Raw genomic sequence first — 13,509 nt, 5'->3', positions numbered from 1 at the left:
CTATTTCTTTAGCTATTTAATCTGCCTCTTGAGCATCCTCACGCTTAATAATCTTGTGTTGATCCTCGTTGCTATCAATTTTCCAATAACTTGAGATATATAGATGCGTCTTAGGGACAAGACGCTCCACTTTAAAGTAGTGGCGTAGGGCACGCATACTATGAAACTCACAAGCTGCCCAAACAGCAGGCTGACCTTGCAGCCACTCTAGCTGCTGTACGTGGTCTAATAAAGGGCTGCTATCCGTATTTGGACTGGCGTTAATCACCCAATAAATCTCAACATTTTCGGGTTTCTTTAACACTTGGCGGTCCACTTCATCAGTGATTTCAAGCACCGCATAGCCACGAGCATCAGCAGGTAGCTGCGCCAGATTAACACTGATAGCAGGCAGGGCTGTCATATCACCGACTAGCAAAAACCAGTCGGCATCTTCATTAATAAGTTTTTTAGGACCAGGACCACTGATAAGGATTTGATCGCCTACTTTGGCGTGTTGTGCCCACATAGAGGCTGGTCCCTTGGCATTATGCATGGCAAAGTCCACATCAATCTCATTGTCGCGCTGGACGCTAACCGTATAAGTGCGCATCAAAGGTTTGCTGACACGCTCAGATTTTTGAGTATTTTCAGGATGCTGAACGCTATCAAGCTTTTGAGTATCCTCGTTGTCGGATGGAAATAAGAGCTTAATATAAGCGCTGTCTTGATCATCTGGAAAACCCATCAAGCCCGCACCACCAAGCGTGATTCGGCACATATTAGGCGTGATATAACGGGTAGCAACGACATCTAAAGTTCGTGGGTTAGGTTTTTTCATAAAGCATTTCCTTCATTGCTAATGGCATTATCTTTAGTGGATAGTTTTGAGGCGTTCGCTATCATAGTCCGGCTGACTTTTAAAAATACATCTAAGGAATCAGCGTCTAAATCTTGCGTGAGTCTAGCAAGGACATGATCATCAATAGCTTGGATTTGTGACACAATCTGCGCGCCCTCTGCGGTCAGTCTGAGCAGTTGGCTACGACCATCGAGTGGGTTAGCCAACTTCACGATTAAGTTGCTATCAATTAGTGTATTTAGAGCACGAGTAATCTGCGCTTTGTCACGCTGCATAAACTCAGCAATCGCGTTGGCAGTACACTGAGCTGAAGTTTGTGCTTGATATTGAACACCTTTTAGAATTCTGATGTGAGTGACGGGTAAGTCAATCTGGTGCCTATGAATTTCTTCAGCTAATAGCTGTTTGTAAGCGTGCATCAGTTGATGTAATACGTTGTTTAACGGTTTTTTTGTCATCACGATAGACCCTAGGCAACATTACTTTAGCAATTAATTGGTTGATAAAGTCAACTTTACTTAAATTAGTTGATATAATCAACTAAATATACAAATTTAAGCGTTGCATTTAACAATCAATAGGTTCTGCTAACGTATGTTATTGGCAGGGCTTTCATTGATCACTTTCACCATAGCCCTGATATCTTGACACGAATGCTATAAAATAACGTTTCGAAAAAATCCATATAAACAAATCCTTAATACCAAGCTACTCAACTACCAAATAACCGACTGCTGATGCTAAGACGGAGCCTTAAATGCAAAAAATAAAAAACCTGCCGACCCAAGATGGACAGCTTGGCTGGTTTGAGTCCGTGCCTTTTAAACGGCCTATGCCAGTACAGCAAGCTACGCAGGATGAGCATTTTGATGTGATTATTATTGGTGCAGGGTTCTCAGGGTTAGCGACTGCGGGTCGTTTGGCTGAGTTGCGCCCAGAAGCCCGTATCGCTCTTATAGATGCTTTACAAGTTGGCCAAGGCGCGTCTGGGCGTAACGCAGGGTTTATTATTGATATACCTCATAATCTAGACCCCACAGCCCCCAATGCAGAGGTCAATACTAAGTTTCGCGATTTAAATGGTTTTGCTATTGAGCGGTTGCAGCGTATACAAGAACAACAAGGGCTTGATGTCAGCTGGCAAGTCGCAGGGAAGTATCTAGCTGCGCATGAAGAAAAGCATTTTGCGAGCTTAACGGCGTTTGTTAATACGCTTGAGGCAATAGGGGAGCCGTACGAAGTATTGCATGATGACGCATTAGCAAAAAGACTAGGTACGTCCTACTACAAGCGTGCTGTATATACATCAGGTAATATTTTGGTGAACCCAGCAGCGTTAGCTATCTCCGTGGCCAGTGCGCTACCAAGCAATGTCACGTTGCTAGAAAACACGGCGGTCTGCGCAATAGATATCCACCAAAAAATTGTACAGACACCGAAAGCAAAGCTCACTGCTGACACCTTAGTACTAGCAACCAATGCCTTTACAGAAAAGTTTGGGGTATCTGCTAACACTATCACGCCCATATTTACCTATGCCAGTATGACCCGTCCGCTTAATGACAGCGAACTTGGCGAATTTAAAGCCATAGAACCTTGGGGGCTGACGTCCGCTCATCCTGCTGGAACCACCGTACGCTTAACTTCTGACAAGCGAATCTTTATTCGTAATACATTAAATTTTCAGCGAAATTTATCTAGCAATCAAGCGGTACTCGATAAGGCCAAAACCAAACATCGCAAATCTTTTTTAGCGCGTTTTCCACAGTTACAACATGTGCCGTTTGAATACACTTGGGGTGGCATGATATGTGTGACCCTCAATCATGAGCCTGTGTTTAAAAAGCATGATTCTGGTGTCTACGTAGTGGCAGCTATGAATGGTGTGGGCGTAGCAAAAGGGACTTACTTGGGTAATTATTTGGCAGAGTTTATCTGCGATAAAGAGAGTGTGGAGTTAGACTTTATTCTTAATCATTCAGTCCCGAGCTGGATACCACCTGAGCCATTGCGAAGTATAGGCGCGCGTGTGCGATTGTCTCTTGAAGAGTATGCGGCCAAAGGTGAGGTGTAAGGGTTGGGTTTTGATCCGATCACTTCCATACTAGAAAACGTTGCTGCATAAAATAGCGAATATAAAAAAAGGATAGCTGTTCAGTCCTTAATCTGATGAATGCCTAATGGGTAAGTATGTTGGCATAAATCAAAATATCTGGAGAAAAAAATGAAAGGCATATTTAATACGATGAAATATATACCCAATGTAAAGTCAGTTTTTAAGTTAGAACCTGAGTTACCGACGCTTTACTATAAAAAAGATGGGTTGTTTAATAATACTGTTACAGCTCTAGAGCAATTACAACAACAATATAATCCAACTCCTTGGCTGCGTAATCATCATATACACCTGCTATTTTTTGATATTGTTAAAAAGAAACTTGTTAATTTAAAATATGATGCTATTGAACAATTAACTATGGCAGATGGGGGTGTTACAGCAGTCGCTTGGTTTGGATTGGATCTGCCTGAAGATACCCCAACCATAGTGCTTTTGCATACTATTACTGGCACACTGGATTCAATGCGAGAAATAGTTCGTGATTTGAATGCTTATACAGGATGGCGTGTGGCTTTGTGTGTGCGTCGTGGACATGATAGTCTGCCTTTGACAGTGCCTAAAATTAATCTTTTTGGCTCACCTCAAGACCTTAGAGAGCAGATTGTTTATATCCAAGAAAAACTCCCAAAGTCTGATTTATATGCAGTAGGGTCTTCTGCTGGAACCGGACTGTTAATACGTTATTTAGGAGAAGAAGCAGAAAAAACACCGATTAAAGCGGCTTTTGCCCTCTGTCCAGGTTATGACACTGAAATAGGGTTTAAGAATGTTCATCCTATTTATAGTAAGGTTATGACTAAAAAACTCATTCAGAAATTTATTTTGCCCCATCAACAAATATGGCAACAAATACCCCAGTGGGAGGAGATTTTTCAGGCCAAAACTTTAGCCGAATTTGAAAAAATATATTTTAAAATGGCTGGGTTTTCTGACTATGAAAGTTATGCTAAAGCCTCTAACCCAATCTATACGTTTGAAGATATTAAAGTCCCCTTAATGATTTTAAATGCAGAAGATGATCCTGTTTGTCATATTAAGAACTTGGAACCTTATAAACAAACTATTAAGGAGATGCCAAATATTATTGTAGTGACTACGAAAAAAGGCAGTCATTGTGGATTTTATGAGGGCATGTTTAAAACAACTTCCTGGTCAACGCGCTTAATATCTGAGTTTTTACTTAGCCAAGAACAAGCCCATAAAAACAATTAGAGAGTTATGCTCACCTTTTGCAAGTGGTATGAACTGACTATATATGAGGTCTTCAGTAGAGATAGCGATGAATGGTGCAGAAGGAGTGGCAAATAATATTACTAAAGGCTCCATAATGGAGTTCAGTATTTCAATTCTTTCATTAGATGATAAGTTGCGCCGGACTAGTTAAGGGAAACGTCGAAGAGATAAAAGGAGTTTAACCATGAAAGGTTATTCAGCTTTAGCTGTGACTATAATGGCCTTACTAGCAGTAACTAATAGCGCCCAAGCCGAAGTCTATAAATGGCAGGATGATTTATGCGCTATGGAAGGTGATTTTGACCATAAAAAGTATAGTGCTAAGCAAATCGAAAACTCTCATTTCGTTATAAGAGGCTTAACTAGGAGCAATCTGGAGAGCTTTTATTCGCCTATGGATATTGCAGCACTGGACAAAATATCTATGGCTGATTTAGCAATACTCACTGAAGAGTATCAGAAAATTAAGAGTCAGGTCGAGCGACTAGATGTGGTGCCCCAAGCACAAGACTATAAACAGCAGTTGGTTAAATCTATTGATAGCGAATATAAAACAAAACGGTTAGAGATTTTTGCTTATGTGGATCCCTTACAAGCGATAAGATTGAGTCCGCTGATGTGTAAGCAATACATTGCTCCCTTTTTCAAAGATGAAGCTGCTGTACAGGATAAATGGCAGCAGTTGGTTGAAAAACGCGCATTAACAAATAGGTATGCCATGTCACGTTATCAAAATGAAAAAGTTAGTAATCCGGCTAAATATGCCAAAATTGATTTGCTAACTTTTGGTCTGGGTAGATGTCTGGTTGATCAAGGGTATCGTGTTGACTCTGAACAGGCTTATGAAAGCTATCAAAAGCTGAATCAAACCTTATTTGGTCAAAGTTTGAAGCAGGTTTGCGAGGAGCCGTAAAATCTAGTTTGAGTTTAATAAGAAATAGAGTTGAAGTTGAAAAATGGCATGCGATTAGTGAAAAGTTATAGGTAGTGAATTTATGAAAAGAATAATATTTATTTTATCAGTGCTAGGCGTGGGTATGACACAGACTAGCGTAGCTGCTGACTCGTATGTTTTGGGTCAAAGTCCTATCTTTGGTTCTAGCGATAGTGGCTATACCTATCCTACTGTTATGCCTAACCCTTATTCTAACCATAATAGGAGATTAACCCACGAAGAACTCTCCCAAATGATTGATAATCTAGGGGGCCAAGCTAAGCAAAAAGAAGATCAAAGAGCTGCACAGCCTGTCCCAGAAACTTTAAGTGATATGAAAAAATGGGCGGAACAAGGGAATGTTGATTATCAAATTAAGGTTGGTTGGATATATTATGATGGCGAAGGTGTGCGTCAAGACCTTGTCTTCGCAAGAAGAATGTTTCAAAAAGCAGCTGATAAAGGTGATGCTAGAGGTCAAGCTGCACTTGCCGTTTTTTATGAAAATGGTTTAGGGGGTCTTCGTCAGAACAGAGCTACAGCAAAGGAGTTGTACGGAAAAACCTGTGATAAGGGTTTACAAGCAGGTTGTGATGAATATAAAAGATTAAATCAGCGTGGTTATTGATATGTAATTGATCTTTTATTAACGCAATGACACTGATTATCTATGGAATAAAGTACTGATCCCAGACTGACTCCTGCCGTCAAATCTAGTTTGAGTTTAGGAAAGAATGTAGTTTAGTAATAACAGTACCGAACAGATTATGTTGGGGGGTATCCAGATGCGTCGATGGACGCGCTATTTGACAGCCAAGCAGCGTACGAAGGTATGACTATGCACCTGCTTTCTAATCCGAAGCAGGTTCAGAAGTTTATTCGATTGATGCTGGATACTAAGTTGGGGGCTTATTCTTAGGTGGTTTGTTGAGCGCCACGCCGCATCATAGCCAAACACAGGACGGCGTCCGTCCATTGCTAGCTGACCGACGAGACGCTTTGCGCCAAAACCTTGATAGTAAATATTAACGATTGATATCGGTGGATGCATATATTTACTCATCGCTTTTGTTTGAGGCACGCAGGCGTGGGTTTTGCTTAGCAATGATGTCTTCAATGCTAGTAGGTTTGATATCAAAAAGCTCAGCAAAGTGATTGATCATACCCAGTGCGATGGCAAGACGAATCATATTATCTAGCGTGCCGCCTTGACCTGATTCAATGCGAGCAACTGTACTAATCCCAATAGCTGCTTTCTCTGCTAAAGTAGCTTGTGTTAGGTTTAGTGCTAATCGTTGCGTCTTTAAACGTTCACCTAAAATAGTAGCGATTTCACTTGGCGTATAAAAATCGAATCTTATATCCATACTATAAACACTCATATATGAAGTGATAACTGTTATTTTAGCATTTATTCACTCATAATTGATTGATTAAATAAAAATGATAGGTGTTTTAGTCGTTGAGGTTTGCAAGCGAGAATATAGCCTTATTGTGATTATAAGCATTACTTTACCCCAATAAGCACACTGCCTCTCGATATAAATCGTTTGGCAAGTATTTAAGAATCACCGATGACTATGGTTATAAAGGCTTTAAAAGAATTAGGGTAATGCGAGGCTATATCTAAATAAACATAAAAAGTGCGCCCACCAAGACTCGAACTTGGATCTATCACTTAGGAGGCAATTGCTCTATCCTGTTGAGCTATAGGCGCATAGGGGAAGGGACATATCGATTAATACCGCTAAAACAGCGGCGGGATGCACCAGCGTGTTAAGCTCAGCTATTGTAAAAAAAAGCCGTCAAGAAAGCAATGCAGATGCCATAGTTAGTGATAAGTAGGCATTTTCACAGATATATTAACCTAGTCAGCCATTCTATAAAGGGTTAGTAGATAGATTTGCCCTCATTATAGCTTCACGATCATCAACTATTCATAAAGTACTATTCACCAACGATTGGCAGGATAGTCTCTTCTTTTTGCGACAGTGATTTCATTTTTGGATTAAATAAATCATCGACTTGGTTTCTATAGCCGTCGATACTGTCATAACCAAATTGGACAAAGGTATCTTGCCCAACACTAGAGAGTAAATAATTGCGCAAGTTCAGCGCAGGATTGCTATCGGTCAGCACGACCCCTTCAAAGCGTTGTTCTTGTTTTAGTGTATAGGTAAAGGGAGTGAGATCGGTCTTACTATCTTTAGGAGGCGTTTCTTCAGAGGCAGTCTTCTGCTTCGCTGTAATACTACGATTGGTTTTTTCCAAAGCAGTTAGCGTTTTTTCGGAGATTGGGCGCGCAAATAACAGAATATCCTGCTTATCAATATCACAATCCTGTAAGAGACGAGGCGAGTCTACGTAAGTGATTTGCACATCTAGTTTGGGATAGCGACGTTCAAATTTAATAATAGCTTCGGTGAGCGCAGGCTGGATCTGCTCGTCAGCACAGGCCGGCAGCACAGTCTCTGCAATGGAAGTATTGCCGTCCTCTGCTTCATTGTCACCCCCATCAATAGGTAATGACAGCTCTGTATCATTAGCCGGTATCGGTAAAGGATTGATATTATGGCTATTACGTTGCCACATCCAGCTCAAAAGAGACATCAATGAAGTTGCGATTAATAATATCAAGCCAATCAATATAGATTTAAATCTTCGCATGAGCAGGGTCTTAGGCAGGTGAGTAGAGAGCGTAAACCATAATAGGGTAGGAAGCGCTAGGATAATAGGTAAGTCAAACAGTGGGTTAAAATAACTAGGCACCTATCAACGTGTTTTTAATTATTTAAGGCATAACGGTGTCTTCATTTACTATTTTATTTTTATGGGCATATTTATTTTTTTAGTGAACATAGTTAGCTGACTAGATAGCATAAAGCTCTATTCCCAATACCCTCATTAACTCGATAGATTAGGCTCAGCAGAATCTGCCTGCAGTTTTCTGTTACGTTGCCATTCAAAGCCATGCATACGCCACCAACTTTCAAACTTTTCCACACTGATGCCATGTAGTATCTTAGGCAAATCATAAGTATTGAGCTTAGCGCTTAGAGCAGCGTCCTCAATAGCTTGTGAGCTACATAACGTTAACGCCTTTAAGGCGCCGCGATAGGGCTGACGATATTGCCAAGAGGCCAAATCTAATTTCATGCGCGGTAATTGCCACATTTCACCATCGTGATAGATCACGTAAGAGCGGGTCAGCTGATGGACAAATATGGCATCGATAGGACGTAGTGGCATAATAGTGGACTACCTTAAATAGGGCATAAAGCAGGTGATTTTAGAAAGTAGAACTTAGAAAAAATTATAACCAACATTATTATTAACATGGAATCTATTAAGGATAGCTACCAATCTATACAGTATTTTAGCAAGCCTATCCACGGGCTATCATAACATGAGTTAAGGTCAATGAAATCCTTAATCCTAATCACAAAGGCGGGATAGGGCGTTAATCATTGCTGCCTTTTTGCAATCTTTTTACAATATGGGTCAGCAGTTATAGTTAGCCTCAGTCAAGCGCTCTCTGTTTTCAATCAAACTAAATAAACATGTCAATATCAGGCGACATAGGCTGTCGTAAGAAAGCGCAATCAGCAGGATTGACGCTAGTATTTTAGCTGATTTCATGCGACCCTAATTGGAGGGTTAATAGAACAACTCTGGTATAGAGCCCGCCCTAATTCAGATTATAAAAAGCCCTGCAATCCCAGTTTATTTGCTCCCATTGGTCTCAATTTAATTTTTGGTTCGTTTGCTATGTTTACCATTATCCAGTCCCACCGTACTGAGCGCCTAGTCACCCATTTGCTCAAAGCTTACCAATCAAAACAACAATCTATCTTTGAAGAATTTTTGGTTATCGTACCCTCGATGGTCTTGGGCGATTGGTTGGATAAAACTATTGCCAGTCGTGCCGGTATTAGCACTTTAGTGACGACCAAGTTTTGGGGTCAATATCAGTGGACACTGATGCAAGATGTGCTATCTAAGCACAACGCTTGGTTGGCGGAACAAAACCCGAACGCTGCTTTATTAAATGTGCCCGAAGTGGCGGTCTTATCGACCACGGTGATGCAATGGCGTTTGTTTGGCTATCTGACCTACTATCGCCAAAGTATTATGGAAGATGAGAGTCATCCGGTACATCCTTTATTGGCCTCGTTGCTAGGGACGGACAGTGATCAAGTACAACAAGAGGCGCGGCTGTGGCAACTTGCTACGGATCTAGCACGGGTATTTAACCGCTATCTGACCCACCGTGACAATTGGCTTAATCAGTGGTCCAAAAACGAAGGCCTCGATGTTGAGGGCATGATTAAAGAAAAGGACGAGTTGTCTGAGCGCTTTGATCAATATGCTACGGAGACGCCACCTTGGCTGGTAGCGCATTATGACGAGTTAGAAGCCGCGCAGCGTCACCTGTGGTATCACTTGTTTGCCGGCGTGCACCAACATCGTGTCGCTATTGAAAACTTGTTTTGGCAAGCGCTAGAGGATAATCACGCCAATGAGCGGGCAGCCCTACCGAAAGCCCTGCGCATCTTCACGATTCAGCAGCTGCCACAAAATGAGTTGGATTTTTTGCAGCGCCTGTCTCGCTATACCGACATTACTTTATTGCACTACAATCCCTCTAAGCTATTTTGGGCAGATATTGTGGATAAAGTCTGGCTACAGCGACAGAAAATTATCAACCCGCAAAGTGTCTTTCTACGTGAATATGGGCACGCGCTATTGTCGCAGCTGGGCAAACAGTCGCGCGAGACCTTTGCTATGTTGGCCAATCTCTCGGGTAACGAGTTTCATGAAGATATTGTCATTGACTGGCAGGATAGATTTACTGAAGAAGATGAGCCAGAATATAAACAACAAAGCTTAGCGTATTCGGCAGCTGATACTAGCGATGCTTGGGCAGACTATTTTCCTAATGACACCTTGTTGGCACGCTTGCAAAACGATGTTTTGATGTTAGATGAGTCCGCTACCCAGCAGGCTACCGCAGGTCGAGTCAGTCAAGCCTTGGGTGAGCAGCTGTCAATGAATTTTGCTGAGCCCGAAGAGTGGCACTCAGACTCGATTTTGCAGCAAAAGCGCTTTGTAAAACATCGTGAATGGGCGGTCTCAGACCAAGACAATAGCCTAAGCATTCATGCTTGCCATAGTTTGCAGCGGCAGTTAGAAGTGTTGCGCGGTATGATTGGCCGCTGGTTAAATGAGCGCAATCCCGATGGCAGTAAGCGTCATGTCTCAGATATCGTAGTGCTATTACCGGATGTCGATCGCCACCATGCCTTGATTAATTCGGTGTTTGTCGATGGCAAAGGTCAAGATGGGCTGACACTGCCCGCCAAAGTGACCGGGGTCGTCGATACGTCTATCCGCCAGCTTTGGGAAGCTATCAGTGGGTTTTATCGCTTGCTCGGTAGTGAGAGTGCGCGTTTTGAGGCGCCGGAGGTTTTAGACTGGTTGATGCTGCCGCCACTGTATGAGAGCTTTGGTCTCACCCATGAGCAGATGAGCCGCGGCTGTGATTTATTAATACAAGCCGGTTTCGTCCGTGGGTTTGACGAGCGCCACCTGCAGCACAGTTTAGATCAGTACGATTACGATTATCGCTTTAGCTTTGCTCATGCGCTAGACAAGTTGACTCTAGGGCTAATCATGCCTGAGACGGAGGTGAATGCGAGTCTCTATCCGCTACAGTGGCCTGAAGGGTCGCTACCTGAGAAAACGCTGCCATTAGCGGGTATTAGCCTCGATGATGCGCCTTTGATTGAAGCTTTATGCCGTATTTATCAAGGTTTAATAGCCCGCCGTGATGATTATAACCAGCGCTTTCAAGCAGAAGAATGGCTCGGACAAATTGAGTCACAAGTGATCCATACTTATTTTGCGGCAGTCGATCAGACCCGTAGTATGCGCGCGATTTATCAGGCTATGAACGGTTTTAAATCGAGCCTGCGCGCCAACCGTCACTATAAACATTACAGTAGCAGTGAAGCCTCTGATAATGCCGCCAATGTCCTCGAGCAGCGCTTGAGCAATGTCGAAAAACTGCCGCTTAAATTGAGCTTTATGCTCGATAGTATTGAGGATGAGCTCGAAAGTCAGCAAGTGAGTGCGGAGCCTACCGGGGTAATTACCTTTGGTCGCTTTGGCGCCTTGCGCAATGTGCCTTTCGGTCTGGTTGTTATGCTCAATATGAACATCTCTGAGTTTCCCAACCGCGACCGGGATAACCGCTATGACCTAATGAAGGCAGGCCTGTCAAAGCAGGGCGATCGCTTTAGCGAAGATGATGATAATGGGGCGTTTTTAGATGCACTACTGTGTGCGCGCTCTGCCTGTTGGATATTTTATAACGGTCAAAGTCTCACCGATACTCATGAGCATCTGCCTGCCAATCCGGTTAGCGAGCTGCTGCAATTTCTGCAAGGTGAGGTCAAATGGCAATGGCAACCGCTGAATAATTTAGAGACAGAGGGAAAGACTAGCGCTGCCAAAGACGCGGTGACGCCCGAGCAAGTACAGCGCTATTTACCAACGTTGGTGGAGCGCTGGCTGGTCACGCAGCATCCTGCCTTACCTTTTGCCCGAGATTTATTTGAAGTAGATAGTGAGGTAGGGGAGTATAGCGCTGCAGAGCCTATGCCTAATACCGAGTTAATAACGCAGAATCATAGTCATAAAGGCAGAGACAGTAACAATAGTGGTAGTAACAGCAGCGATAGTGAAAATTGGCATAAAATGTTGGACACCGCCATGCAGCGGACGAAGTTGGAGCAACGTCGGCAATATCCACCGGCGCAAGTATGGCAATCGGTGTTTAGTGAGTTAAATAAACGTACTGGTCAAAAAAGTGCTGGCATTAACGATAAGATTAAGGTTATAGCTAGCAAGGGTTATAACGAGGCAGCCGAACAGACAGTAACGCTGCCTAGCGAGTCTCAATATAAGGCTATGGCGAAGCTGTTAGGGGCTAAGACCCGCTCTAGCAAGACTACTGAACTGTCTACTAGCGAGCTCAAAGACTTCGCTAGCTTGTTAGGGTTTAATACTACCAAGCTGACAGACGCAGAGTTGGTTAATACGCTCAAACAAGACGTCTTTGCTATCGAGCAAGTAGATATCCAGTCCTTATTATGGCAAGTACGCCATCCTGCCAAGCAGTTTTTGCGAGAACAGCAAGTGCTGATCACTCAGTCCGAAGCCTCGCTATTACGGCAAGAGCCTTTGTCATTGGATGGTCTAACTCGCTATCAAATTGATGATGAGCTGCTAAAGCATTTGCAGGTGATGGAGTCTGCTAACAGTGAGGATAGTACCAGTACTGATCAAGCCGGCACCATACCCACAGAAAGTGATATTCAAGCGTTAGTGTATAAAAAAGTGATGCCGGCAGGGGTAGCACGGCAGACGACGCTAAAGCATCAATTAAGCAAGCTACAACGCCAATGCGATGATTTTAGAGCACAATTGCAAAAGCTTAATATTGCTATCGATAGTCGTGCTACTACTGACTCCGATAGCAGTCCTGCAGTAAGCTTACTGACCCCCACCCAAGAGGTGATCACTGAGGTCGACCTGCAGAGCGTATTCGCAGTATTGTCTGAGGCCGCTAACCAAGAGCCAGTAGCGGCAGAAGCGGCAGAAGCGCCTACTAATGGCGACGCTCTAGCCATCATCAAAGACTGGCTGCCTGACCTGATTGCTTTTAAAGGGGCTGTGCCTGCGGAACAAGCCATTGCTAGCAAAACTTGGTTAAATATCTTGCCGAATTCTGCCCGTCCCAATCATTTACTGCGCTTTTGGTTATCGCACCTGTATTGGCAGGTAGCCCGTCATACCATATCTGTGCAAGTTGCCACAGGCGATGGCCGTAGCATTTGGCGCTTTAATAAGTCTGGCGTATCCATTAAGGACTTTAAGGATAAAGTCACCTTTGTACTTGAGCCTATTGTCTATGAAAGTGCCGTCATTGAGCTGGTGAAATGGGCAGTCTTTGCCAACTTTACCGGGCAAATACCTATGACGCTCTTGCCTGACTACGCGCTGACTTATATTCATAATCTTAGTAAAGCGACTGAGCCTGATAAAAAGACAGGTGAAGTTAAGCCTTACTACCCACGCCGTAATGAGTTTAGCGATTGGTTAGCACCGGGGTTTAATGCCGGCGGGGTTTACGATACTTGTGCGCAGCATGCTATTTGGCAATATGTGCTGCAAGGACAAGATATATTTTCTGCCTTAACAGCCTCATTAAAGACTTTGGCAGAGCCGATGTATGGACCTATGTACCAAGCCCTTGCGGCGCTACCAGAATAATAAAACGGAATAATAAAAAATGGCATTTAGCAAAGCGTCTTAAAG

10 protein-coding genes and 1 tRNA gene are annotated in these 13,509 nt (G+C 43.1%); 5 read left to right on the top strand and 6 right to left on the bottom strand.

The window, feature by feature from the left end:
- Nucleotides 1-16 precede the first annotated feature (16 nt).
- Nucleotides 17-820: a siderophore-interacting protein gene (locus ACZ2XM_RS08505; protein WP_490589355.1), complete on the bottom strand. Its 804-nt coding sequence runs from the start codon at nucleotides 818-820 to the stop codon at nucleotides 17-19.
- Entirely contained in the window at nucleotides 817-1,299 is a 483-nt protein-coding gene (locus tag ACZ2XM_RS08500) for a MarR family winged helix-turn-helix transcriptional regulator (RefSeq protein ID WP_490589459.1), read from the bottom strand. The genes ACZ2XM_RS08505 and ACZ2XM_RS08500 overlap by 4 nt, the downstream gene beginning before the upstream one ends.
- A gap of 299 nt (nucleotides 1,300-1,598) precedes the next feature.
- Between ACZ2XM_RS08500 and ACZ2XM_RS08495 the strand changes: the two genes are divergently transcribed.
- The 4 genes from ACZ2XM_RS08495 (at nucleotide 1,599) to ACZ2XM_RS08480 (ending at nucleotide 5,755) form a co-directional block, all read left to right on the top strand.
- The gene (locus tag ACZ2XM_RS08495; RefSeq protein WP_490589356.1) at nucleotides 1,599-2,915 is read left to right on the top strand and encodes an NAD(P)/FAD-dependent oxidoreductase; all 1,317 of its coding nucleotides are present in this window, start codon (nucleotides 1,599-1,601) and stop codon (nucleotides 2,913-2,915) included.
- Between the two features lie 171 nt (nucleotides 2,916-3,086).
- The gene (locus ACZ2XM_RS08490; protein WP_490589460.1) at nucleotides 3,087-4,172 is read left to right on the top strand and encodes a YheT family hydrolase; all 1,086 of its coding nucleotides are present in this window, start codon (nucleotides 3,087-3,089) and stop codon (nucleotides 4,170-4,172) included.
- Between the two features lie 205 nt (nucleotides 4,173-4,377).
- Nucleotides 4,378-5,106, top strand: coding sequence for a hypothetical protein (locus tag ACZ2XM_RS08485; protein WP_490589357.1), 729 nt, complete (start codon nucleotides 4,378-4,380; stop codon nucleotides 5,104-5,106).
- A gap of 124 nt (nucleotides 5,107-5,230) precedes the next feature.
- Nucleotides 5,231-5,755, top strand: a complete 525-nt coding sequence (locus ACZ2XM_RS08480) for a tetratricopeptide repeat protein (RefSeq protein ID WP_490589358.1) — start codon at nucleotides 5,231-5,233, stop codon at nucleotides 5,753-5,755.
- Nucleotides 5,756-6,182: 427 nt separating this feature from the next.
- On the opposite strand, the gene ACZ2XM_RS08475 is transcribed toward ACZ2XM_RS08480, so the two are convergent.
- The 4 genes from ACZ2XM_RS08475 to ACZ2XM_RS08460 form a co-directional block, all read right to left on the bottom strand.
- On the bottom strand, nucleotides 6,183-6,494 hold the full coding sequence (locus tag ACZ2XM_RS08475; protein ID WP_490589359.1) for a helix-turn-helix domain-containing protein: 312 nt from the start codon (nucleotides 6,492-6,494) through the stop codon (nucleotides 6,183-6,185).
- Nucleotides 6,495-6,771: 277 nt separating this feature from the next.
- Nucleotides 6,772-6,844, bottom strand: a tRNA-Arg gene (locus ACZ2XM_RS08470).
- A 230-nt stretch (nucleotides 6,845-7,074) separates the two neighbouring features.
- Nucleotides 7,075-7,794, bottom strand: coding sequence for a hypothetical protein (locus ACZ2XM_RS08465; protein ID WP_490589360.1), 720 nt, complete (start codon nucleotides 7,792-7,794; stop codon nucleotides 7,075-7,077).
- Nucleotides 7,795-8,031: 237 nt separating this feature from the next.
- A complete protein-coding gene (locus tag ACZ2XM_RS08460) occupies nucleotides 8,032-8,376 on the bottom strand; it encodes a hypothetical protein (protein WP_490589361.1) in 345 nt (114 codons plus the stop codon).
- Nucleotides 8,377-8,895: 519 nt separating this feature from the next.
- Here ACZ2XM_RS08460 and ACZ2XM_RS08455 point away from each other — a divergent pair.
- Nucleotides 8,896-13,464 (top strand): exodeoxyribonuclease V subunit gamma, encoded by a 4,569-nt coding sequence (locus ACZ2XM_RS08455; RefSeq protein WP_490589362.1) that lies wholly within the window; start codon nucleotides 8,896-8,898, stop codon nucleotides 13,462-13,464.
- The last annotated feature ends 45 nt before the right edge of the window (nucleotides 13,465-13,509 follow it).

This window comes from Psychrobacter sp. CoH-33_TS_01, from assembly GCF_058189395.1.
Note: the sequence above shows the minus strand (reverse complement) of the source record. Positions and strands in the feature narration are given on the sequence as shown.

Excerpts from the sequence above, each read along its gene's own strand:
- ACZ2XM_RS08475 (WP_490589359.1), bottom strand. The coding sequence starts at position 6,494 with ATGGATATAAGATTCGATTTTTATACGCCAAGTGAAATCGCTACTATT.
- ACZ2XM_RS08500 (WP_490589459.1), bottom strand. The coding sequence starts at position 1,299 with ATGACAAAAAAACCGTTAAACAACGTATTACATCAACTGATGCACGCT.
- ACZ2XM_RS08455 (WP_490589362.1), top strand. The coding sequence starts at position 8,896 with ATGTTTACCATTATCCAGTCCCACCGTACTGAGCGCCTAGTCACCCAT.
- ACZ2XM_RS08460 (WP_490589361.1), bottom strand. The coding sequence starts at position 8,376 with ATGCCACTACGTCCTATCGATGCCATATTTGTCCATCAGCTGACCCGC.
- ACZ2XM_RS08485 (WP_490589357.1), top strand. The coding sequence starts at position 4,378 with ATGAAAGGTTATTCAGCTTTAGCTGTGACTATAATGGCCTTACTAGCA.
- ACZ2XM_RS08490 (WP_490589460.1), top strand. The coding sequence starts at position 3,087 with ATGAAATATATACCCAATGTAAAGTCAGTTTTTAAGTTAGAACCTGAG.
- ACZ2XM_RS08465 (WP_490589360.1), bottom strand. The coding sequence starts at position 7,794 with ATGCGAAGATTTAAATCTATATTGATTGGCTTGATATTATTAATCGCA.
- ACZ2XM_RS08505 (WP_490589355.1), bottom strand. The coding sequence starts at position 820 with ATGAAAAAACCTAACCCACGAACTTTAGATGTCGTTGCTACCCGTTAT.
- ACZ2XM_RS08495 (WP_490589356.1), top strand. The coding sequence starts at position 1,599 with ATGCAAAAAATAAAAAACCTGCCGACCCAAGATGGACAGCTTGGCTGG.
- ACZ2XM_RS08480 (WP_490589358.1), top strand. The coding sequence starts at position 5,231 with ATGACACAGACTAGCGTAGCTGCTGACTCGTATGTTTTGGGTCAAAGT.